Origin of the sequence: Paenibacillus terrae, from assembly GCF_000943545.1 — a bacterium.
GTDB lineage: Bacteria > Bacillota > Bacilli > Paenibacillales > Paenibacillaceae > Paenibacillus > Paenibacillus terrae_A.
In genome coordinates, this window is record NZ_JTHP01000049.1 from 1 (window position 1) to 24,173 (window position 24,173).

The window sequence follows — 24,173 nt, forward strand, 5'->3', positions numbered from 1 at the left end:
AGTTTCCCCTCATACAGCGTTCCATCAAGAGAATGTTAGAATGATTGGTTCAAGATTACAATGACTACGAAGTTTATTGACCTTTTTAAGCGCATTATCATTGCTGATGATGTAGGAATAAAATTCGATGGTTTCGGGCGAAGTCGCATGTATCAACTTGTGGACGTCTCTGTGGACAATCCTCAGGTTATTGAAATTATCGTTTCCTCCTAGGTGTTTAGGAATTACGTGGTGACAGTGGAAATCTAAGATGTCCAGCTTGTCCTTCGTTACCTCGCATTTGAGCTGTGTCATTGAGGCCCTTGAAATTCTGTTATCGTTGAGCTCTGCGCTTTCAAATGGATTGTACATTCTTGCCAACCTGATGATTTCGGCATCCGTATGGCTACTCAATTTCTTGGTGGAGCGAGTCCTACCATGTTGAGTATAATCGCAAATGTCTTGGCTAAAGTTCATTACCTTTTGGTGTTGAATATAACTAATAGGGTAAATGATAACATTGTGAATTTTCCAGGTGCGAGATTTTGAGTTCCCGTAAAACCTTCTGTAGAGAGGTGAAATTTCATCATTATTCGGCGTTTGGTATTTTCCAATTTGCCTGAACTTATGATACATGTGCTTCTTTACAGAGAAAGCGAGGTTTGCGAAATCAAGATTTGAGCAGGTTGCACAACTATAATACTCGTGCCATCCCAGAATCATACTATTGAGTTTGGTGATATGTGCAGATTCGATGTTTTTGGAGATTAAGTTAACTTGGTTCTTAATTTCCATTTTCATTCTCACAAGTGCTTTGTCACAGATATGCGACTTGGCAACATATCCTCCAAAGGTTTTACCCTTCTTAATAGCTTTGATCTTGACTCCCAAGAAATCCGAGTAATTCTTTCTCAAGTTAATTATCTTGGATTTTTCTTCGCTTATATCTAACTTTAATCTGACTTTTAACCAATCTTGGACTGCAATGAAAGTCCTTTTAGCTGTATTGTAGTCTTTGCAGAGTATTTTGAAGTCGTCTGCATATCTCACGATGAATATCTGTTTCAAATTGGACTTTTTCTGTTGGTTGTATCGACTATGATAGTTGATGTAAGTCCTAGTGGTTTGAAATGATTCCCATTGTGAAGATATCCACCAATCAAATTCATTAAGAACAATATTCGAAAGCAGGGGTGACAAGATTCCTCCTTGCGGAGTTCCTTTGCACGGGATTCCTTCTCCTTGAATAGGAGCTTTTAGCATAGCTTTTATTATACTCAGAAGTTTCCTGTCTTGTATGCCAAGGGCATACATCTGTTTAATCAGCTTGTTGTGATTAACATTATCGAAGAACCCTTTGATATCAACGTCGACTGTGTAATAGAATTTCCCTATGTTGATTAATGACATCATCCGAGATATCGCATGTTTGGTGCTTCGATTGGGACGGAAACCATAGCTATGGGGATGAAATCTCGCTTCACAAATAGGCTCGAGTACTTGTTTAATGCACTGTTGAGCTAGTCTGTTAATCATAGTTGGAATGCCCAAAGGTCTTGTCTTGCCATTTGCTTTTGGAATGAAAACTCTTCTGACTGTGTCTGGCTTAAATTGTGTCAACTTTAGCTTAACAGCCTTAATGTAAGAGTCTAAGTCACTGTCCTTTATTTCTTTGATTGTTACCTTGTCTACACCAGCAGTGTTGCTTCCAGTATTGGTTTTTATCGTCCTGTAGGCGAGACGGATGTTCCCGTCACTTACAATGATATCCATTAGGTTCCGAAACGAGATGTTCTGGCTCGATTTTGAGTATAAGTCGTCAAGCACATTGGTCATCTCATAGTAGTCATTGTAACGATATTTATTCATTGCTCTACTGGGACAACTCCTTGTACGGAATTGCTTTCCCTGTCATACCCGAAAAGCAGAGCGAATTTTGAATCAATCAAATAAACATTTCTTGACTTGTGCCTATCCCTCCACAGCTTGTTATCACTGCTTCATCGGTACTGTGGCACTACTCTCACCAGAATAAAGTAGCTTATTTACCTTTGCAGGTTTTCGTCTACAACTGCCCTTGGCTATAAGTTTTATCCATTTGAAGGATGCAGTTTCTGGCTTTCCACGTTCCAAAGAATCCTGTTAACATGATACTTAGGTGCTTCCTTTGAGCCTGTTAGCTTGATATCGTCATATGCTCGATATAGAGACTTTCATAACGCAAAGTTTTACTCATCTCCACTAACGTACCATAAATTGGTACTATTTTATCATCACAGATAAAATAACCACCTGTAGACCCGTACATTCAGAAGTTCGTCAGTGTATATACACATCCTCACCATATACCACAACCACCCGGTTACTCAAAATTGCAGTTCTTAATTCCTGCAATTTTCACCGACTTCACCCCGCTTTAAACAGTTCGATCTATAGCCGATGTTCCTGCTTAGGGGAGTATTAGCGTAAGGGTTTCAGCGCAGCATGAAGGCTTTCATTCCCCTCAAGGATTCTTCAGTTTTCTACTAAACCTTCCCAACTAATATTTCTATTAGAATTTCGGGTTAACGTGTCGCACTGGCATAGTGATCAGAAACTTTTTCCGGATTTACGTATCGCTTATTTCCAACCAATGTACTTATAGGTGCAGGTAATAGAGCAGAAAATTCACTGACTTCTTCCAACTTACGGAGAATCGTAGGGAAAGTAGCTGCTTCATTTTCTGTAACATACTGTGAATCAGATCTCGGGTAACTTACAATCCCACGTTCGTATAGTCCTTGAACAATGTCGCCCACATCTTGAGGTGAGTAACGGTGTCTTTTATTCACCAAAGTTTGTAGTGAAGAAAGATTATGTAACAAGGGAGGTTTAAACTGCTTCTGTTCTTTTATCACATTTCGAATTTCGGCAGGCTTTCCCTGACAGGCTTGAATCAAGTCTAAAGATAGTTTCTCTACAGGTAAATTAAATAAGGAATCCTTATACCACTGACCTCGGTAGAAATTCCCATTCATCTCAAAATCCGCGAAAACTTGCCAGAATGGTTTTGAAACGAAGTTGTCAATTCCAAGCTCCCTTTCTACGATTAGGGAAAGTAAAGGGGTTTGTACACGGCCGGTGGAAAAACTTCCGTCCGCTTTGACACCATTACTTTGGAGCATTAAAGAATATAATCGGGACGTATTCATCCCTACTAGCCAATCGGCACATTGTCTGCTGTAAGCCTCATAATAAAGATTCCTCTTTGTAGCCTCAGGGAGTAAGTTTTGAAAGGCTTGCTCAACTGCGCTTTTGGTAAGGGAAGAAGTCCATAAACGTTTTACGGGCTTCTTATTCCCTGCTTGCCGTAAAATAAGTCGTCCCAGGAGTTCCCCCTCTCTAGCTGGATCGGTTGCTAAAATGACTTCGGTTACCTTTGGATCATTTACAAACCTTTTAATAGTACTGTAAAGCCCAGACTTGGCACGGTCTATTTTATACTTAAAGTTCGAAGGAACAATTGGTAGATCTTGAATGTTCCATTTCTTATATTTTGGATCATATTCATCGGGCTCAGCTAAAGAAATTAAGTGTCCAGAAGCCCAAACAAGAAATCCTCCTTTAGGAAAGGTTGCGCCTGGTAATAGTTCAATGTATCCGCGAGCTTTTTTATGAGGAAAAGGTTTTGCCAGTTCTTCGGCTTGAATCTTCTTCTCCGCAAGGACGACTTTCATGTTCATACCTCCTCTTTTAAAAAATAACAAATGCAAAAAAAGCACAACTATCCCGTTAAAATGGGAAAGAGTGCTTCTCTTTTTTGTGTTTATGGTGTTTAATACTATTATAGCAAAAATCTGATACTATGTCACAGTTTGGTTATCGTATTGAGTTGAGAGATCTACGTACCAGAGAAATAGAAATAAGTGAAAGATAATATACATAGACCATTCCATCCTACTGATATCTAACATTAGTCTTAAAGTCCATTCTCAGTTTCAAGTGTATCAACTAATGCATTGAGTAATCTGATTTCAGCGACAGGATAATCCTGAATTTTCCCCACTCGATTGCCCTCGTTATCTTTATAGGCAATTTTTATATATCGTACTCCATCTTCATTATACTCTGTGACCCAAATTTGCAACCCGTTCTCAGCTTCTCCTGTATGTATCCATTGATCCGTGTTCATGTATTTCAACTCTCCTTTATTTTTATTATATGTTCATTGATTTAACCTTTCTAAATAATTCTGTCTACCTCTCCATTACCATAGGAATTCAATCCTTCTAAATTGCACGCCAAGATCAAAGCTGCAACTTCTTTTTTTACTGTTGGTTCATAATCGAAACCAACATATAATTCATCATTATTCACAACCTTAATTTTCACAATATCTACGCCAATAAGTTATACTCCTCTTCTGTAATGATGCTGAAGTCAAAGTAAAATTGCAGTCGTTCTTTTCAATTTTATTTGGAGCTTGGCTCCATATTTGAAGTAATAAATCAATTTGTTTATCATCTATTATCATGATAGGAGTTCCATTTTGGTTGTATTCAGCTGAGCGCGATTCAAATACCCCACGAGTCATTTCCTTGCGTACCCCATTTTCAAACAGTTCATAATAACAACCATTCTCCCAGTAGAAGACAACCCCGGACAAGCTTATGGGGTATTTAATTGATTGATTCATGTATATTTCTCCTTTTTCGTCATCCCATATTATAGTTTACAGAGCTGTCTGTAGCCAATTTTAAGTTTAGCATTTCATCTTAATGATTTCACAAGACTCACCATTACGTGATTTTTATCTTTTCTCAACTTAAAATCTAAATAAGATCAAAACCCATCCATACGGATTTGTATCTCAAATACTATAACTCCTCGTTAAGCCTCTCATAGTCAATAGAATCTAAAAGGAAGACAATTAAGTCTTTTTGAGCATTAGGTGATTCTTTCATTTTATTTGCATACCGTACAGCTGGGATAACATGCTTACGTATATGTGAGTTAAGATCTGCGCCATAGAAAGTAAACTCAGCCTGCCCCTTTAGTCTATCAGCAAACAATTTCCCATAGGTACCGGTATCTACTTCTAAGAGAGAAAGTAATATAGCTTGAATATTGCTTTCCTTACTAAGGTAATAAAACATGTGTGGCTTTATTTTGAAAAGCCTGCGTAAATATTCACGTATTTCACTATGCTGTATAAGACTCCGATTATTGTAGCCCTCAAACGTAAGCGTGATGGAGCTACGTGCTTTTGATTTTTTTTTCTCCGCTCGTTCAATAATATTAAGATGCCTTTGGATCTGGCCAAGTTTGAGCTCTTCTCTCTTTACGGAAATGGTTATTTTCGTTTTTTCTGATTTATCGATTTCGTTTTCATTTCTTGTCTTTGTACAAGAGGATATAATTTGTTCAATGAATTCTGTTCTATTCATAAAAAACACCTTTCTATTTTAAAGATAAAAAATGCTCTATAAATCTTGGTTCATTTGGTTTAACCCTATTTCAGTTATTAGTATTATTAGTTGGATCATCCCACGGTCACTAAAAAAGGATGAATGGTAGTTACCATCATCCTCCATAAGGGTCAATGGGGTAAAAAAAAGAATAACAAGCTCTATCAAAGTCAGAGCCCGCCCGTCGAAGAGCTGAACGCTTGAATATATATGTAACTTTTTATGCCGATAATGAATGTTAGGTTACCCGGTCCCTTTGTATGTACAATAATGTAAGGGAGTCCGCTTGGAAGTACACTCCACATCTTATGGGTGTATAATTTTAAATCCGCTTTTCGCCAACCTAATACTATGATCTCAGCTATGTTTTAAAATCGGTCCATTGCTTTCCCGAACGAGTTAAGACTAGCGAGGAACATGTTAAACCCTCTTACTTTTGTAATTTGAAATTAGCCAGAATCCGTTAAAACTCACTCCCATTCAGTAATGACCATCAGACCAACGATGATTTTCATAACCATTATCATCTATCATAAACGAATAGGTTTTTTTCGAGAAATAAAACAACTATATTCTGAGAGAAACTATTTATCTTTCATTCAAGTTCGGAAATAGACGGAGCAAACTACGGGTGTAATGCTGAAGGTTTCGTATATAGTTGAGAGCGGACTCACCTTCTTTGGAGATCATGAGTACTCCAAGATCAGTGAGACGATAAATATAATGATGCCTTCGTATGGAGTTCCATCTTCCCTCAACCCAGCCATTACTATGGTCTTCCATTTCATGAGCAAGATCATACATGTATCCTTCTCCACACTGCCAGCTATAACGTTTAGCCATTAATTCGTAAATGTTTACTACTGTCCCTGGTTTATGTTCAGGATCATTCAAGATCGAAAGAAACAAAAAACGGGCCAGATGGCGCACACTGATGAGACGATTGAAATGTTTCAATACACCTTCATCCCAAATGGGTTGCTCTTTGCTCCCAGAACCAGTGATAATATATTCGAAGTAATCAGCAGCTCCCTTCAAACGTCGCAATAAATTCAAGTATGTATTAGTAAAGTCTTCATGTTTTTTTGTTCCAGACTCAGTAACAGCCATGATACGTTTCATCCCTCTAGTCTCGATACAAGATATCCATCCTATTGAAGCCATATCTTGGACAGCTTGATAGATATAGGACTTAGATTTTAGATTGACTGATTCAGTTATAACTGAGTCAAATAATTCTCTTATATATTTCGGACCATTTTGTAGTTCACGAAAAACAATTAAATAAATAACATCTTTCGCACTAAGGCCGATTTTAGCGGGTATCAAGGGAGTCAATGATTTTTGCAAGACAACCCCTCCTAACTTAATTAAATCCTTCTTTTAAACACTTTTAATGCTGAAACAATTGTATTTTAGCAAATGGTCGTCATTCAAGGTTATGCTACAAAAGTTCTATCATAAGTAGTAGGCATTTAAGGAGTTATTTAATCTTTTAATTTTAGCATAGACCACTCTTTAAGGACATATTATCCTACTTCTCCTTATAACTCTACGCAGAATTTCTAAATACAGGCAATCGGATGGATTTTATCTTGGTATCTAGATATCACACAAAATGTATTTTGATTGTCCGTAGAGTGAGGTGTTTTAAAATATGCATATATGGAAACTATCATGTTTAAACGCCTCGCCTTGCAAAAACTAGAAGAGGAACAAGTAGACGTTGTCGTCCGCTTGTTCCTCTTCTAGTTTTGATTCAGATTCAAAAGACCTTAATACCTTTAAAGTTTTATTGTAGATTCGAATGATTACTTGAATTCACTATTTATCTCAGACAAATCGGCAACGATTTTATCTATGTCGATACCATTGGTGAATGCAAGAATATGTCCAATCGGATCATTAATTGGAAATGGAGTACATTCACGACCTTTGTATCGAACCAGCTCCCATTGCTTTGAATCGAAAATACCATGTGGGATTTCTTCTCCGTCACCAAGCCACATTCTAGCTCGATAATCAACTATCATCCTATTCGGCAATTTGATCCATAGATGTGGCTGAATTGTACTCTTCGTCCGAATACTTGTTATGTCTCCAATCATGACAGAATGAGGTATAAAGGCTAAACCGAGTAGGAAGCTTATGACTCGCGTCATCCCATCACATTCTAGGTGACAATGATCCAATTGATTTAGCGCAGTTCTCAATTTTTCGTATTTTTCCATCTTCGCTCTCTTTCTTGTTCAATATCTTGCGATATTATACGTATTACAACAAAGCTCCCGTTCTCTAGAGCTTCTGCATCTACTTCATAGACTGCTTTACCCATTGATATTACCATTCATAGCTCCTTCTTAGTCTGCTGATGACTTAAAAGAAGATTCCCAGCAGTACTTTCAATTTTAGTGCTATATATTTATATAGAATGTTCCTCAACTCAGATTATATTTCTCTATTGATGTTTTCAATTTAGCCTGCATACTCTTAAATAACAAGCGTAGTTGATGTTCAAAATCATCAAAGAAGATTTGGTCAGGAATGTGACTCTGAGATAATTCTTTAATTTTTAGATAATCATTCATGACTATATAAATTCCTTTTTGTTCTTCGGTCAATTTTTTTAGAACGAAGGACAAATTAATACAATCAATTAGTGATTTAATTTCTCTTACTGCAGGCTTAATACTTTGTTTTGTTACCTTTTCTCCTCGATAAGTCTTCGCGAATTCTTGGTTTTCTGTAATTAGTTCCACTATATCCGATTCTTCCATGGCATTTAATTTTTCAATATCCGTCCATTCTTCTGACCAATGAGTCCCTGCACACTGTCTTTCTCCTTCTTCGTCATACCATAATTCCCAATATTTATATCGTTGATTGATTTTAAGCATTACAACTCACCTTCCAATTAATTATAAGCTTCGATTTAAGTAATGTCTTCTAACCACTATTAATTCAAACTAATTTTCTATACTTTTTTTCAAAATAAATAAATCTGTTCACTGTTTGTATAATCATACTTCTTTACCTTTAAGGTGCTTAATTCAGTCTCTTCTGCTGTATTATTGTGGGATGTTTCCTCTATAGGTTTAATAGCCGGTACAAAATCAACAAATAAATCATTAAAGTAAGACTCTATTATCTTAAGAAAAGTTTTATCTGAAGGATAAACTGGAGAGTCATAATTCTCTTTGAGAAATGATGATTCTATTTGCAGACATTTGAAGATATAAAGCTCATACGCACGAGCGAAAATTTCAGTTGGTTGAGAATAGTATTCTCGATTGTATTTTGTCGTTCCAGTCCATACTTCTATAAAAGGGTGTTCCTTTGGTAGGAGTGACACTCTCTCTTCGGTTAGTTTTTCATAAAGTTCAATGACACGAAGAAAATCTAAACCCTCACTCAGCATGCTGTTTCTATCCATCGTGCTATCTATCTGGTGTCCAAGCTCATGAATGTAGGAACTCGGATGTTCAATATCAATAATCGTTGCACGATAAAACGCGTAATGAAGCCCAGCTGCACGATGCTGTCCAAGCTTTCTTATCCTAAAGCTGTAGTCATTTGCTATCGGAATATATATCTTATTTTTTAAAACATTAAATTCTAGCTCCAATGTGTTAAATCGTGTTAAGTCAACTTCATTATCAAGTTCCACTTTACCGTAATGAGTTAAAAAATCATTATTCTCCATAACAGATTTCACTTTTACACTAACATGTTTTTTATTTTGAAATGCCTTGGCGTATGTGGACTGTTCCTCCAGAAGTCGTTCCGTCTTATGTCTAGCGATGGCCATACTCCGAATGAAACGTGGTATTATGATTTCCTTCCCTTGCTTTGTACATAAAATATGAGGAATACCTTCATTTTTCTGAAGAGAAAAATCTTCATAAGAATAATAATTATCTACCAGAGAGGATTCACAACCAATGAAAGGTAGCTTATTCTTATAAATTTCCTGCTTTACCATCCCAGCAAACCGATCGTCTTCAGGAAGAATAGTCATATTCATCGTAATGGATCGTTGAGAATAGTAATCAGCTATTTTGTAGCGAATGTAATCCTCTTGATTTTCTGAAAACTGGATCAAAGTATTTTTCGAGATAGTCTTCGTTAACATCTTTAAGCAATCTGCAAACAAAAAGTGTCCTATTTCTTTGGAATTTCTCTTTAAACCCCAGTGCCTCATATGGTATGTGGGCTTAAGCTGACGGTTTAGGAAAGTATATGCTGCATCCATTTTCCCCTCATAGCTTATGGTTATTTTTGCAGGTTGAAACCTTTCCACAACATTGTCCTTATCTTTCAATTTTGCACCAATACATAGCAGGTTTAGAATTGATTTTTCTGTTTCCGATTCAAACTTTGTTAATAACTCTATTTTTAATTTATGAGGGCCAAAGGATATTTCTTCAATAAACTCAAGTTTTTCTTGAATATTTAAGCCAAAAAAAATACCTTTAACCTTTCTTTGTACGGCTGAATCAAACTTATTCATTTGTTCATTGATATTCTGTCCATGTGTTACAGAAAATTTTACATCAGCTATTAGGTGAGATAGACCATAATAATCAAATTGTTGTTTTAATATCTCATCTTTTTTTAATGTATGAATTCGCTCCATTAGTACATCCCCTATGCATCGTTATAGTAAAAATGACTAAAATCCAGCATCTATGACCATATGCAAAAAGGGATAACAAAAAACACACCTCAAAATGAACTATACCGTTAAGGTATTCCGATCAAAATGATCAGGAAGTTCACTTTGGAAGTGTGTTTTAAATGAGATCTCCAGTGCCGCATGGCTTAGAGTTAGAATTTTAGTCAAGTAATGCTTACATAATAGCATTTTTTGTTGAGGATGTGAATTGTCCATTACCCCTTTGTTTAAATCGTTCTGCTAAAGTAGAAAATTCTTGCCAATCCTCTTCTAAGATTTTGTTTCGCAAAAGTAAATCTTGATTCATTTCCTTCAGGCAGCTGTTCTCTCTGTCCTTCTCTTCCAACGATGCATGTAGATCTCGAAAGAGGGAATGAATCGTACTTAAATCCTGTACATAATCAATTACTGCTTTCAATCTCTCCGGAGATAACACATGTTCCAAGTGATATACTGTCGATAATTCACTCGGACTTTGGATGCTTGATTCCGTATAAAACTGCGGATTTCCTATTTCATGTCCTCCAGGTATAGAAGAGTTCTTCTTTTTACGGGCTTCAATGATCTCATTCTTTAACTTTTTTCGGAGAAAACTATTCCATCTAAAGCTACATGCTCCGCTAGTACGACTTACTAATCGATCCGATGCCTCAGTAAAACCCTTTAACTGTGTTGAACCCCTACTGATATGTTGCAAAATTATATCCGCCAGGATCATGTCTTCAGTATCACTCCATATAGGCTCTCGTTTCCTACTTCCGTTATCACTCACATTTTCCGTCTCCTTTCGATGACTTATACATTTTCTGATAATATCATTCTTACCAACTCAATCTATCTATATACCACACATATTACTCGTCTTTTTTGGGGGATTCAGGAGACTCTTGATCGTAAAAATGATTGTATTAGCCAATACATCACCTTCCCTAAGAAAGCGCCATAATTTTTCTACTGTCGTTATCCATACCTTAATTTTTGAAATTTTCCTACAACCATTTGAAAAATCACAAGGTTTACAAGCCCACCTCTGGCTGTAGCCTGCAGGTCGATCCTGGATAAAATGACAACCGTGGAGATTGTACTGAGAAAGATTGAAGCAGGAAGCTTGTTTTACGCCGAGCTTCCCTTTACCTGGTACACCGATTAGTAGATCAAATTCATTTAAAGAATTTTGACAAAGAAAAATCATGCTCAATGAGTTAGACTTTGAGTGAGGCACTATTGGAAACTTCCCTTTCTACTATTCACTTTTAACAAAATGATAATAAGCCCCGATGAAATAACTCATCATCGGGGCTGAACATGCATGCTGCTATGGCCTTCTTCTCTTTATTGTTGGGGCTTCACTTTGAAGCCAAGCGTGATAATTTCATGCGGCTTTACAGCCTGATGTAACTCATCAGAAGAATCCATTAGTATGCCTTCTCCTTGTTCTTCGAGGATATTACTTTTATAAAAATCGTACTGCTGCGGCCCGGGCTTGATAGTTAATTCGGCTATACTATGACTCATATTGTACCAGCGTAACAGCACATCCCCCGATAGCTCATTCATTTTCATAGAGGAAAAAGAGAGCTCCGCGCTTTTCCAACCAAACGGCGCATAATCTGGAGCAACTGTACCTGCATGAATCCCCGTTTGTTTTACAATCCAAGGAATTTGGTATTGATAGGCTTCTGTATATGCGCCGGACTGAATACCGTCGCCATCATGTGGAATGATCTCCAGACGGGCGGTAAACTCACCTGGGCATTGCGCTTCTGGCGTCGGGAACCATCCCCAATCACCCAGCTCGCCAACTGAGCGAAGCAGCGTTACTGCAATCGTGTTACGTCCATCACGCAGCATTTCATATTCATTCAACCCGAGATTGGCTACGGTCAGACCAGCCTGTTCCCCGCTTACATCCACAAACGCCTGCTGATGCTGTGTGTTGCTTGGGTTTTCCCACTCAGGTGCGGGTTCATTGTCCCGGATTGCAATTTCAAACATGGAGTCCACCCGATGCTCAGCAGAATCTATATCTGTCGGAAACAGAGCGCGAAGTCGGTGATCCTTGGCCTGGTTGTTGAAGGTGGTTTCCATGGAAACACCCCTGCTGTTCCGAGATAAAGAAATGACAGTCCGTATCGTCAGCGGAACGGTCTGTCGGGAGCGCTGAGCCTGGCGGTACGGATAATAAACCAGCTCTCGCTGCTCCTACTCCAGCGTTTCATCCGCAGAGGCCGGTATTTCCCAATGATGGATAATCTCCATGGATGCCAGATAAGGTGTATCTTCAAGCACGCGAATGTCAGCGATCAAATCTTTGGTGGTCAGCGCCTGCTCTCCCTCGGGCTGCCTGAACATATACTCGTTGCCGATATCACCAACATTTTCATATACGCCAAGGTCTTTGTAGCTGCGGCCTGTATGCTTATCCGTCAGGGTAAAAGAGCCGTTATCCGCAATTTCGACGTGAAGCAGATCATTTTCCATACTTCGACTGCCATGAAAAAGCGAAGAGGAGTCCGTCTCAACATTGCTTCTCAGCCAAGCATAGGTTTTTAAGCCTAGCAGGGGCACACGTTCAACCTCAAAGGTAAGGCGAACCCGACGAGACATGTAAGGCTGGCGGAATCGGTCATCCGGCAGATCATAACCGAACTGTAGCCCGAGGTCCTCCACCTTGCATGCCACCGGATACCCTTCACAGTCCACCAGTACGCGCCCGGAAAGATCCACTTTCTTCGCTCGATGGGCGGCCTCCTCAAGCGTGTATCCTTCACGGAAGTACAGACGCACCACTTCCAGTTCTGCCGACACTATACCACTGCGTTCCCAGCCTGACGTATTAAAAATCACGAATGGCAACGCATCTTCTCCAAAGCGACTGAAGCCCGTCGTATCCACTGCTTGCGCAATGACCTCTATGCTTTCATCCACAATGCTCTCGGCTACATGACGGCTCTTATCAAACCGGCTCACCATCTCACGGTGCACCTCGTCCACACTACAGCCGCAAATACTGTCATGCGGATGGTTCTGCATCAGTGTTTTCCAGGCATAGGTGAACAAATGATGAGGATAAGCCTGCCCTAACAGATGCGCGAAGGTCGCAATCGGCTCAGCCACTTTTTCCAGCATCACTTGTCCCAACTGGTTCATCTGTTTCAAATACACCCTGGCAGAAGCCGTATTCACCAGCGTTCCCCAGCCGTCCGTGCGCTGACTGCGAAACTCTCCCTTCACAGACGAGAGTTGCCTTTGGGAAGCCTGTTTCAGAGAGGTCAGATAATCGTTGAAATTGGAATGAACAAACTCGATATCCGGATAAAGCTTCTGTGCCGTACGGATCGCTTCTGGTAAATCAAGCTGTAAAGGCTGATGATCGCATCCGTTCATGAATAGCAGCTCGCCAGTTGAAGCATATTTTTGCGCATCATCCAGTTTACGCTTCCAATAAACCTTGGCTTCCGCCTCATCTACCGGCACCTCATTGCCGTTGGAATACCAGTTGGCGAATAAAATACCCAGTACCTCCGATCCGTCTGGCCCCGTCCATAACAGTTCCGAAAAGGAGGACTCGTAGCCGCTATCCGACACTGTATTGTTAAACCCTGTCGGCTTTACGCCCCTTCCGAAGAAAACATTCGTAATCCCCGACTGTAGCATTAACTGCGGAGTCTGCCCAACCAGACCAAACGTATCGGGTAAGTATCCGATCTTGGACGGATTGCCGTAACGTTCGGCATCGCGGTGTCCGATCTGCATATTCCGTACATTGGCTTCGCCGCTGGTCAGAAAAGCATCCTGCAAAATGTACCAGGGTCCGATAAAAATACGACCATTGCGAATATGCTGCTCCAGCCGTTCCTTATGCTCGGGGCGAACCTGTAGATAATCCTCCAGAATGATCGTCTGCCCGTCCAGGTAGAAACTTCTATAATCCGGGTCCTGCTCCAGTTTGTCCAACAGAGAATCCATCAGGCTAATCAGGCGCATATGGTGCTTCTCATAAGGCAAATACCACTCCCGATCCCAGTGGGTATGAGAAATAATATGTGCTGTCGTCTTGCTGTCTGTGTATGTGCCCGCTTCCCTGCTTCCGGCTTGATTGTTGATTGGTTCATCCCTGTGCTCGCTCATCGTATATCTCCCCACCGTATGTCATGACCTGACATTTGTTCACTGCATCACTTTAATATTCACGTCCTCGGGACGATATACCGCAAGCAACCGTCCTTCGCGATCCACAGCAAACAGGACAGAACGGCTCCTTGGCAGCAGAAAAGCGTAGGATATTCCAGTCTCCTTATCCCGAATACGCACCGGGGTATCCCTGGAAAACTCCGATACGAAAATATACAGGCCCCCGTTCTCGAAGTTGAGTTTACGTCCGTATAGTCCCGGCTGATCGCCACCGTCTATCCACTCCAGCTCTCGCTCCACCCCGGCGGCAGTGAGGGCGTAGCGATATAGCTCAGCAATCGGCTCATCCCTGCCATTCAACTCCAGTGGAAGCGGACTCCAGATCAAGAGCCCCTTGCCAAGCCGCAGGTTCACGACTTCATCACCCATCGCTCCAGCCGCTTCCAGTGACAGTTGTTCCTCCTTAGCCACCTCAGCGATTCGTCGCTGACCGAATGAGACAGGGAAGGTTTGACCCTCCAGACTCAGCACTTCCTCCCGTTGGACATTGCCCAGCGTACGCTGCCCAATAATATCATCGACCCGGTCGCTCACTTTCCAGTAAGGATCAAGGCCCAACGGTCCAGTGACTAGTAAAGTCACACCGAAGGATCGCACCATTTCCAGAAGATGTTCCAGCGATGTACTGTCGAAATTGTGCGCACTAGGGATCATAATCAGTTTCGGTAACTGCCGCTTGAGCGAGTCCAGATGATACTCGGAGACAGAACGAAACGGCTGCTTGAGATCATAGGACATCACCCGGGTAAGCCGCGTTGTGGCACCAAAAGCAAGTGATCGGTTGGAAAAATCATTGGAATACGGAAACACGACAACCGTTTCCTCCAGCTCCCGGTCCGTAAACAGATCACGAATATCATTCATAAAACACCCAAAATCGTAAGACACCTCTGCCTCCGGCTTCTCGGTCCCATCCGCACGTAGCGCCCCGATGTGCGATTCATTGGCATTATCCATGTAAAAATTCGTATTCCAGATCCAGTGAATCGCACCCGCTCCACCAGTCGAAAAGGCATACGCATACTTGCGCTCCAGCATGTCGCGCAGCTCCGCCTCTGAACGCTTGGCTCGACCATCCGGCGTTTCGACATACATAATTCCGGTTTCCTGCACGAGATTCGGTTTGTCTGGTGTTTTGGCAAAAATACCGTCCCACACCAAATGATCATTCAGCCACCATGAATGCACCGTCGTATAATCCACCACCGCCTCATAAAAAAACGGAGATGGCCGCTGCGCGCCCAGTGCCTCGTCCTGACCTACAGTTACCAAATGCCCGGGACAAAGCTCCCGGATTGTAGTCGCCAATTGCTCGGCCCACAGATTGTGCATATCCATCGAAAACAGGCAGTAGTCCAGCCATTTGGCCCCCTTTTTGGCCTGATGCATATCCTGAACACCGAAGTTGATCTCCTCCGGCTCAGGAATCGTGGCAGAAGCAAAACGGTGAAGCTGCTGTGGCGTCATGTTCCACGCTTCCTGCAAAGCCTCAATACTGCCGTGCCGTTGCTTCAACCACGTGCTGAACGCCTCCTGTTCCCATGAGTCCCTCGCAGAACGCGGACCATCCGCGAAAATGCGCGACGGATCAAACATGGAAGGCTCGTTAATCAGATCCCAATCCACATGGGTTGTAGCCGTGTGACGGCTGACAATACTGCGAATGAACCGCTTTTGTGCTTCCACGCTTTGCGGATCGAGATAAGGGTTAACCCCTTCCCATGTTTCCGGTGTAAAAGAAAAGAACGTGAACGTCACCTGCAATCCATGCCTTTTGGCTGTCAGCAAAAAAGCATCAATCGCGCGAAGCGCCTCTTCCGAGGCGTGCCCGTCTATCTGCATCATATTGCGATAAGCCGTCCATACCCCTGTACGAATCCAGTTGATACCCGCTTTGGCCATCTGGGCCATATCCCGGTCCCATACGGCTGCATTGGGCAAAAACAGAAATTTCCGTGCTACATCTGAGGTCATATAGGTCATGCCGACAACAGGCAACGGGCGCCCATCCTTTATAAAATAATCCCGGCTGCGCGTCATGTTCTGTCCTTCGGCCAGCAGCCCGGCATCCTGCCCCCAAAACCCCTGCCTCAACATGCGCACTTCTCCATCCGGTGATTCGGCCCGGCAAATAACTCGATACAACCCGCTTTGGATGGAAAAGGTAAGGGGAATACGTACAAAGCCTTGCTCCCTGCTAACCTCAATCTGCAAACGCTGGCTCCATACCTGCTGGCCGCCGTCATCCAACACTTGTTCCACCGTCAGGTCAAAACTCCATACTTCCTGATCCCTGTGCGTGGCTTTGTCTCGTTGCAACCTTTGGGTTTGAAGCGTCAGTATAGCGCGTTCTCCAGGCTCATAGGCCGCATAGTTCGGCTTGAGAGATAGCTCCGTCGTCCCCTTGGCGCAGAAATTCGCCCATTGGGCAAGCAACCGTTCACCATCCTTTTCCCAAAAGGTATCCGTCAATGGCAAATGAGCAAACATCCAGCGTGCGCTGGCAAACAGACCTCGGGCATGCTCCCATAGCACCACCGGGGCGGCAATGTCCCGTCCGTCCTTACTTACTCCCTTGAGCAAAGGATAAATTCGCGTATTTATCGGCCCGGCAGAGCCCATCTGGTGCGGCAGATCGCTGCTTTTGGTCGTATGTGGAACGAGATTCCACGTATCCGCCACCTGGAACAGAGACTCCTGACCACACAGCACAGGAATATCCTCTGATGCGACCAGGGAAGCCACCTTCGACGCGTCCACTCTCAGCACCTCATGAATATGCAGTTCCTGATGATACGCAGTCTGCTCAGTCTCAATTACCCAGTCTCCATACTCATCAGCAGGATCGCGGACCGGATGCTTAAAGGGTGCTCCCCCGACGTTAAGCAGCCCCCCTCCCCTGTGGAGAAATGCCACGATTTCGGTCCAGGCGGACTTGGGGAAGTACGGTGCATGCAGATTGACAAAGCAGCCGTTGTCCATATGCTTTAGCGTTTCAGCCAGTTCATCGGCTCGTACGACCACCACGTCTGCAACTCCCTGAAATGCCCCGTCTGGCAACAGGCTCCCTATAGCGGGAAAGCCTTGCTCACTGAAAACAACGATGGATGGGTTTACTATGGATTCATTCATAACAAGCCATCCTTCATGGCCTTATACACAAGCTGGGCAAACAGACTGTTGGACCAGGCGAACCATTTTCTCGTAAAAACCGTGGGATCATCGGCATGAAAGCCTTCATGCATATATCCGGTGTCCCCATCTGTCGCTTCCAGCATCCGGATCATTTCCAGCCTCTCTTCTGCGGTCTGGGCCGTTAATCCTTGCATAGACAGGGCCATATGCCAGATGTAACCCGGTAGGGTGTGCGGACTTCCGATGCCTTTGGCCGCCTTGCCTTCAAAGTAAAACGGATTCTCCTGGCTTAAAGCGAAGCGTCTCGTATTTTGATAGATAGGATCGTCCGCCGTCGTATAGCCCAAATACGGAATGGACATTAATCCCGGCGTACCTGCGTCATCCATCAGGCAGTAGTTGCCAAATCCGTCCGTTTCATAAGCATATATAGGCCCGAATACCGGGTGGCGGTAAATGCCGTACAAGTGAATACCGTGCTCCACCTCAGCCTCCAGCTCCTTCAGCTCGTTCAGGAAGTCCATATCACGGAATACCCACTCCGCAAACTCCTGCATCTGCCGCAAAGCAACCACCGCAAACATATTGCCGGGTATATTGTAGTGGAAATCGCAAGCATCATCACTGGAACGGAAGCCCGACCAAATCATCCCCGTATAATTTACAGGCATACCGAGTCCCTGATTGCGCAAGGAATCGGTGGAAATGCCGTTATTACGCGTAAACCGATACGCAGATTGCTCTTGGTGACGCTGCTCCGTTTTGAACACATCCACCATTTTACGCAGAGCCGTCTTGAATTTTGAATCAAAAATATCGGTAAGCTCCGTTTCCTTCCAGTACATATAAGCCAGCCGAATGACAAAGCAAAGCGAGTCGATCTCAAATTTTCGTTCCCACACCCATGGCGACATTTCCGTCTCATCAGCCGCATTCCAGTGCCAGTCATTCGCCGTCTCATTGAACGCATTCGCATACGGGTCTATGAGGACATAATGAATATGGCGCTTGATCAGACCACCAATGATACGCTGTAAATCAGCATCCTCCCTGGCTAACGGCACATAATGAATAACCTGCTCTACGGAATCCCGCAACCAAAGAGCCGGAATATCACCTGTAATGAGAAACGTTGTCCCATCATCCATTAGTTTGGTCGTCGTCTCCAGCGAATTCGGAAAACAGTTTTTAAACAGCTTCAGCAGCTTCGGCCTGTGAGCCAGTGCTTGCTCCGCTTCCTTGAGTACATCCTGAACAGCCTGCGGCATGTCAAGGTCGGGCATCGGTATTTTGGGAAGCCTGAATTGTTCCAATAGCTTTTTCGCTCCTTTGCAAACGTATCGTTTTAATTTCATAAGGTATAAAAGACAACGTGAGACAGCTACCTTCCAGCTCAAGCGGCTGCACGGGTTCCTCCAGCGCATTCGACACGTAGGCTGCGTTGAACGTGTAAGGCCAGGTCAGCTTGATCGTTTCCCGTCCCCCAGAAGATTCGTACAAACGAAGAACCGTCCCCAGCCCATCTTCGGCCGGCTTGATCGTATCCAGCACAACGTGACGGCTATCAAAGTTAATGAACGATCCGCTGCTCGGCAGCACTCCGGTGCTGTGCTTTTGCTGTTGCACAACAGGCATATCATGGTTCAGCTCAGCCGCATGACGCAAGGTATGGGCGCTGCGCCAGTCTGCCACATGCGGATATAGCGAATACGTAAAATCGTGCTCGCCCAGATCGGCATCTTTATCCGGCCATTTGGGTGCACGCAGCAGAGACAGACGGATGGTGCTGTCTTGAATGTCGTAGCCATATTTGCAATCATTGAGCAGACTCACGCCATAGCCGTGCTCGGAAACATCCGCAAATCGGTGTCCACACACTTCATACTGCGCCTGCTCCCAGCTTGTATTCCGATGGGTCGGCCGCTCCAAAGCACCGAAAGGAATTTCATAGGTCGCCTTGTCCGTAACCACATCTACAGGAAAGCCTACCTTTAGCAGCTTGTGCGCTTCATTCCAGCTCACATGCGTCTTGAAATCAATTCGCCGCTCATGATGATAAAAGATCATATCCTGCGTCATTTCAGATTGATGGATTCGCCATCGAAAGCGCAGCACATCCTTCGTTTTTCCCTGGAGCACTAAGCGTTTTTCAAGCAACTCGGCTTCTCCTGCTACCTGTTCCTCATAGCGGTCATCCAAATCCCATGCATCCCACAGCGTCGGACGATCATGGAATAAATGAAAACGATTTGCCCGTTCCCCCGGCTTCACAATTTCACGGTTTGCCGCTTTATCCAGCAGACGAATGATTTCGCCCTGCTCATTAAATTGCACCTTATACAATGCCGTCTCCCAGCGATCCTCCAGCGATCCAGAATTCACAGTTTTTTCGGACTGTCCACTTGTTCCGGCCTGTTCTCGCTCCAGCCAAATCGTTTTGTAGCCCAGTGCAGGAATGTCTGGAATACGCACCGAAATGCCGCCCTCCTCCACATCGGTGTCCAGCCGCTCGGCTTCATCATTAGCGTAGTCATAAGCACACAATCCCTCTGCCGATTCCGCAGCGATATGGATCACGGCACTACGGCTCCAGCCCAGGCTGTTAAACACAAGATACGGCGTTCCTGTCCTCGAGCCTTCCGTGTTCACTTGAGCCGCCAGCGTCGCAATTCCCTGTTGGAGCCCGACATGTCCCCATTCGAAAATTTGCTGATACTCCTTATCCGAAGTGCCGTAAACCTCGGTAATCGCCGAGCCGGGAATAATATCGTGGAACTGATTCAACAAAATCAGCTTCCAGCCCTCATGTAATGCCGAATAGATGTCCTGCGCCTGCTCCGGCTCCAGCTTTGGTAATGCCAGCGTGCTCCACAGCTCTGCCTCGCGGTAGAATCCCTCCGCTTTCCGGTTATTACGTTTGTTGCGGGCGTGGGTCGTGTAGGTTCCCCGATGCAGCTCAAGGTACAAGTCACCATGCCATTGGGGAAGCTTCGGATGCGCCTGATCTATGCCTGCGAAAAACTGCCCCGCCGTGCTGAACCGACTCGCGGGCAGTCCCACCATTAGCGGAGAACGCTCTATATATTCCAGCATTTCACGCGTAACTCCGCCGCCGCCGTCTCCATGTCCATAGAGCAACATGTGCTCAGGATGAGCCGATTTTTCGCGATAGGACTGCCAATGGTCATGTATGTCCTGCGGCCGTGTATTTTCATTCACACCATGATTGAGGTAGGACAACATCGAAGTGCCATCAATGCCCACCCAGTGGAACAAATCGTAAGGAAACACATTCGTATCATTCCAGCCGAGCTTGGTCGTCATAAAATAGTCTATCTTCCCATGCTTTAAAATCTGCGGCAGGGACGCACAGTAGCCGAACGTATCCGGCAGCCATTCGATATGAGAGGTTTTGCCGAATTCCTGTTGGTAAAAACGCTGACCATACAGCATTTGGCGGATGAGTGATTCGCCATTGGGCAGGTTCAAATCAGGCTCTACCCACATCCCCCCGACCAGCTCCCATCGTCCTTCGGCGACTCTCGCTTTGACCCGTTCATACAGCTCTGGATCATTTTCCTTTACAAAAGAGAACAGCAGCGGTTGGCTCTGCGCATATTGATATGCCGGGTATTCGTCCATCAACGTATCCACCGTTGAGAAGGTTCGGCTTGTTTTCCGTACAGTCTCGCGCATCGGCCACAGCCAGGCAATGTCGATGTGCGACTGTCCTACCATGTGCTCCAAACCTTGCGCATTTCCGCCGATCTCCTGAACCTGCCGAATCAGCTCCTTTTCTGTGGCTGAAATCGCACCCCCTTCTCGAATGGCGTCTTCCTCCAGATTCGCAAAGCGATCCATCACCCCATACAGAGCTTCCAGCAAGCGTATTCTGCGGATATCACCCTCAGCCAGCAGTATAGCGGCTTCGCTGACGACGGTAATGGTATACATCAGGCTCTGTACGGGCTTGTTTGGACGTACAAGATAGCTTGTAATGGAAGAAATCGGGGGTTGAATGACAGCCTGCCGATTGAGCGGATCAACGGGTTCGGGTACAGGATCAAACAATTCTATATCCAATTCCGGTGAAGGCCCGATGACCTGCGGATTAAGCGTGACATAGGTATGATTGCGGTCAAGCCCGTGATAGGAAGCACCGTTGACCCGCAGCAATCCTTCTCCCCCGGACTCAAATACCAATCCAAAAGGCTCTCTCAACCACGCTGTCGGTACAACCAACTGCGTTCGAAAAAAATAAGTCGTCCCCTGACTGCTGGGGAATCGCTTGAGGTCCAGTCCTTCCGATAAAGGTGCGGCGTCTTCGTATTGACCTGGTGTTTGGTAAGTGGATTGTGTAATGTTCCAACTCCGCAAATCCAGCTTCTCCAGCCATTGGCATTCCGATAATTCCCGAATCAGGCGTTTGATACGCTCCATTATTCATCCTCCCGTACGATCAACTCGGCACACAGGGTGTCCTTGGAGTGCCTGCCTACTTGAATAGAAAATCGACCTGCCTCAATGACTGGCTGTAGATCACGTCCTATATATTGCAGCTTGTCGGAGCCTATAACAAACTCCACTGAGCGTGTTTCCCCAGGCTTTAATACAACCTTGCAAAAGCCCTTGAGTTCCCTGATTGGACGGGTCACCGAGCTCACCGTGTCCGAGATATACAACTGAACCACCTCAGCCCCTTCCTGTTTGCCCGTGTTGGTTACATCGACTGTAACCGTAACGGATTCACCCACTCGGATCGAATTGGCGCTTAATGTAAACCTTTCATAGCTAAACGTCGTGTAGCTGAGACCGTAGCCAAACGGATAGCGCGGCGCGGCATCGTCCTCCAGATACCGCTTGCCCCTGGAACGCTTGCCATTGTAATATACTGGCAACTGCCCGACATGCTTAGGGATGGAGAGGGTTAATCGTCCGGAAGGATTTACATCCCCAAATAAAATATCCGCGATTGCATGTCCCCCCTCCTGACCGGGATACCATGCTTCCAAAATAGCGTGCGCATGCTCCTCCACCCACGGCTCAGCAATCGGTCGCCCGTTAATATATACGACGACCAGTTCCTTTCCCAGGCTGTAGACTTCCTGCATGAGTTGAAGCTGTACCCCCGCAAGCCCCAACGTCATCCGGTCGATGCCTTCGCCGCATTCCATGTCGTTCCAATCGTGATCCGATACCTTCGAGGCGCCGGTTTTCAGATCAATCGTTCCTTCCCCGAAATCGCGGGCACTGGATCCTCCGACCACCATCACCACTGTATCGGCCTCAGCCGCACATGCCAGTGCATTTTCAAAGCCTTCCCGAGATTCTCCCTTGATCCGGCAGCCAGGTGCGTACAGAACGCTATCCTGATCCTTCCCCAGCTTGCTACGGATGCCATCAAGTACAGTTACCACACGGGCTCTCGGCTGCGGTGATGTATAATCGCCCAGTTGGTTGTAGACCTGATCTGCATTCGGGCCGATGACCGCAATACGCTTGGAGGTTTTCGGCAGGGGAAGCGTTCTATCGACGTTTTTGAGCAGCACAATCCCTTCAGTCGCAAGCTGACGAGCCAACCGAATATGCTCCGCCCGACCAATCACCTGCTCCGCTCGTTCCGCATTCACATACGGTTTGTCAAACAGACCCAGCCTGAATTTTAGCGTGAGCACCCTGCGAACCGCCCGATCCAGCACACTCGTCTCCAGCTTGCCAGCGTGAACCGCCTCGACCAGATGACTTCCGAACATTTCACCAGACACTTCCATATCAATCCCTGCGCGAATCGCCTGCACAGCGGCATCCGATCCATTCTCGGCTACATCGTGTCCACTCGCCAACATTTCAATCGCGCCACAATCCGTAATGATCAGACCGTCAAATCCCCACGCCTGACGAAGAATATCGTCCAATAGCTCAGCATTCACTGTACACGGGACCCCGTCGATTTCGTTATAGGCTGGCATAATAGATTGCACCCCTGCTTCCACCGCTTTTTGGAATGGATACAGATCGACCTCCAAAAGCTCGCGCCAGCCCATATGCACAGGTCCGGCATTACGTCCGCCCTCCGAGCTGCCATAGCCTGCAAAATGCTTTAATGTGGCTGCTACGCTATGTTCGCTGTGCAGGCTTTCCCCCTGAAGCCCCTCCACGGCGGCAACAGCAAATTCGCCGATGAGATAAGGGTCTTCGCCAAAGCATTCCTCCGTGCGTCCCCAGCGCGGATCACGCACCACATCAAGCACGGGTGAGTACGTGACCGCCCCGCCCTGAGCGCGGGTTTCGGTCGCAACCGCGCGGCACATGTCACGATACAGATCGACATTCCACGTGCTGCCGATGGACAGCGGAACCGGAAATACAGTGCCGTCAATTGCCATATGACCATGAGAGCATTCCTCGCCGATCAGAATCGGGATGCCTAGCCGGGAATGCTCCACTGCATATCGCTGGATCAGGTTCACGACCTCCGCCCCCTGCTTGGCAGACAAGCCATTCTCCAAGGTCACCCCAGTCCACGGATCAGCTCGAAGCACTCCGTATAAGGAGCCGACTCCCCCATTTTGCACCTGCTGCTTGAAAGCATGATGCAGGGACAATTCCCCGTCTGTGTGCTCATACACTTGCCAGCCGAAGGGCTGCACAAGCTGACCCGCCTTTTCCTCTATCGTCATCAAACCGATTAAGTGCTCCACCCGTTCTTCAATCGGTTTGCTTTTATCCTTATAAATCAACAT

General features: G+C 44.9%; 14 protein-coding genes and 1 pseudogene. All 15 read right to left on the reverse strand.

What is annotated here, in order from left to right; all coding sequences use genetic code 11:
- Positions 1-24: 24 nt before the first annotated feature.
- The 15 genes and pseudogenes from ltrA to QD47_RS20710 all read right to left on the reverse strand — a co-directional run bounded on the left by ltrA (position 25) and on the right by QD47_RS20710 (position 24,173).
- Positions 25-1,815 carry a group II intron reverse transcriptase/maturase gene (gene ltrA / locus QD47_RS20635; RefSeq protein ID WP_235332317.1) on the reverse strand — a complete coding sequence of 597 codons (1,791 nt, stop codon included), beginning with the start codon at positions 1,813-1,815 and terminating at the stop codon, positions 25-27.
- A gap of 728 nt (positions 1,816-2,543) precedes the next feature.
- A complete protein-coding gene (locus tag QD47_RS20640) occupies positions 2,544-3,695 on the reverse strand; it encodes a DNA topoisomerase (RefSeq protein ID WP_052646832.1) in 1,152 nt (383 codons plus the stop codon).
- Between the two features lie 242 nt (positions 3,696-3,937).
- Positions 3,938-4,150, reverse strand: a complete 213-nt coding sequence (locus tag QD47_RS20645) for a hypothetical protein (RefSeq protein WP_044647897.1) — start codon at positions 4,148-4,150, stop codon at positions 3,938-3,940.
- 189 nt (positions 4,151-4,339) lie between these two features.
- Positions 4,340-4,654, reverse strand: coding sequence for a hypothetical protein (locus QD47_RS20650; RefSeq protein ID WP_044647898.1), 315 nt, complete (start codon positions 4,652-4,654; stop codon positions 4,340-4,342).
- Between the two features lie 181 nt (positions 4,655-4,835).
- Complete coding sequence (locus QD47_RS20655; protein ID WP_044647899.1) at positions 4,836-5,405, reverse strand: hypothetical protein; 570 nt, start codon at positions 5,403-5,405, stop codon at positions 4,836-4,838.
- Between the two features lie 609 nt (positions 5,406-6,014).
- On the reverse strand, positions 6,015-6,776 hold the full coding sequence (locus QD47_RS20660; protein WP_044647900.1) for a hypothetical protein: 762 nt from the start codon (positions 6,774-6,776) through the stop codon (positions 6,015-6,017).
- A 461-nt stretch (positions 6,777-7,237) separates the two neighbouring features.
- Entirely contained in the window at positions 7,238-7,657 is a 420-nt protein-coding gene (locus QD47_RS30155) for a hypothetical protein (protein ID WP_052646834.1), read from the reverse strand.
- 207 nt (positions 7,658-7,864) lie between these two features.
- On the reverse strand, positions 7,865-8,323 hold the full coding sequence (locus QD47_RS20670) for a hypothetical protein (RefSeq protein WP_044647901.1): 459 nt from the start codon (positions 8,321-8,323) through the stop codon (positions 7,865-7,867).
- A gap of 89 nt (positions 8,324-8,412) precedes the next feature.
- Positions 8,413-10,062: an LPD1 domain-containing protein gene (locus QD47_RS20675; RefSeq protein ID WP_044647902.1), complete on the reverse strand. Its 1,650-nt coding sequence runs from the start codon at positions 10,060-10,062 to the stop codon at positions 8,413-8,415.
- A gap of 214 nt (positions 10,063-10,276) precedes the next feature.
- A complete protein-coding gene (locus QD47_RS20680) occupies positions 10,277-10,873 on the reverse strand; it encodes a hypothetical protein (protein ID WP_044647903.1) in 597 nt (198 codons plus the stop codon).
- A gap of 560 nt (positions 10,874-11,433) precedes the next feature.
- Positions 11,434-14,232 (reverse strand): annotated as a pseudogene (locus QD47_RS20690) (alpha-mannosidase).
- Between the two features lie 39 nt (positions 14,233-14,271).
- Positions 14,272-17,427, reverse strand: coding sequence for a beta-galactosidase (locus tag QD47_RS20695; protein ID WP_044647905.1), 3,156 nt, complete (start codon positions 17,425-17,427; stop codon positions 14,272-14,274).
- Positions 17,424-18,743 carry a glycoside hydrolase family 125 protein gene (locus QD47_RS20700; RefSeq protein WP_044647906.1) on the reverse strand — a complete coding sequence of 440 codons (1,320 nt, stop codon included), beginning with the start codon at positions 18,741-18,743 and terminating at the stop codon, positions 17,424-17,426. Before QD47_RS20700 ends, QD47_RS20695 begins: the two co-directional genes overlap by 4 nt.
- Positions 18,700-21,870: an alpha-mannosidase gene (locus tag QD47_RS20705; RefSeq protein WP_044647907.1), complete on the reverse strand. Its 3,171-nt coding sequence runs from the start codon at positions 21,868-21,870 to the stop codon at positions 18,700-18,702. Before QD47_RS20705 ends, QD47_RS20700 begins: the two co-directional genes overlap by 44 nt.
- On the reverse strand, positions 21,870-24,173 hold the full coding sequence (locus QD47_RS20710; RefSeq protein ID WP_044647908.1) for a glycoside hydrolase family 3 N-terminal domain-containing protein: 2,304 nt from the start codon (positions 24,171-24,173) through the stop codon (positions 21,870-21,872). The genes QD47_RS20705 and QD47_RS20710 overlap by 1 nt, the downstream gene beginning before the upstream one ends.

What these genes read in the sequence shown, in the direction of transcription:
- ltrA (WP_235332317.1), bottom strand. Translation starts at nt 1,815, where the DNA reads ATGACCAATGTGCTTGACGACTTATACTCAAAATCGAGCCAGAACATC.
- QD47_RS20640 (WP_052646832.1), bottom strand. Translation starts at nt 3,695, where the DNA reads ATGAAAGTCGTCCTTGCGGAGAAGAAGATTCAAGCCGAAGAACTGGCA.
- QD47_RS20645 (WP_044647897.1), bottom strand. Translation starts at nt 4,150, where the DNA reads ATGAACACGGATCAATGGATACATACAGGAGAAGCTGAGAACGGGTTG.
- QD47_RS20650 (WP_044647898.1), bottom strand. Translation starts at nt 4,654, where the DNA reads ATGAATCAATCAATTAAATACCCCATAAGCTTGTCCGGGGTTGTCTTC.
- QD47_RS20655 (WP_044647899.1), bottom strand. Translation starts at nt 5,405, where the DNA reads ATGAATAGAACAGAATTCATTGAACAAATTATATCCTCTTGTACAAAG.
- QD47_RS30155 (WP_052646834.1), bottom strand. Translation starts at nt 7,657, where the DNA reads ATGGAAAAATACGAAAAATTGAGAACTGCGCTAAATCAATTGGATCAT.
- QD47_RS20670 (WP_044647901.1), bottom strand. Translation starts at nt 8,323, where the DNA reads ATGCTTAAAATCAATCAACGATATAAATATTGGGAATTATGGTATGAC.
- QD47_RS20675 (WP_044647902.1), bottom strand. Translation starts at nt 10,062, where the DNA reads ATGGAGCGAATTCATACATTAAAAAAAGATGAGATATTAAAACAACAA.
- QD47_RS20695 (WP_044647905.1), bottom strand. Translation starts at nt 17,427, where the DNA reads ATGAATGAATCCATAGTAAACCCATCCATCGTTGTTTTCAGTGAGCAA.
- QD47_RS20705 (WP_044647907.1), bottom strand. Translation starts at nt 21,870, where the DNA reads ATGGAGCGTATCAAACGCCTGATTCGGGAATTATCGGAATGCCAATGG.
- QD47_RS20710 (WP_044647908.1), bottom strand. Translation starts at nt 24,173, where the DNA reads ATGTTGATTTATAAGGATAAAAGCAAACCGATTGAAGAACGGGTGGAG.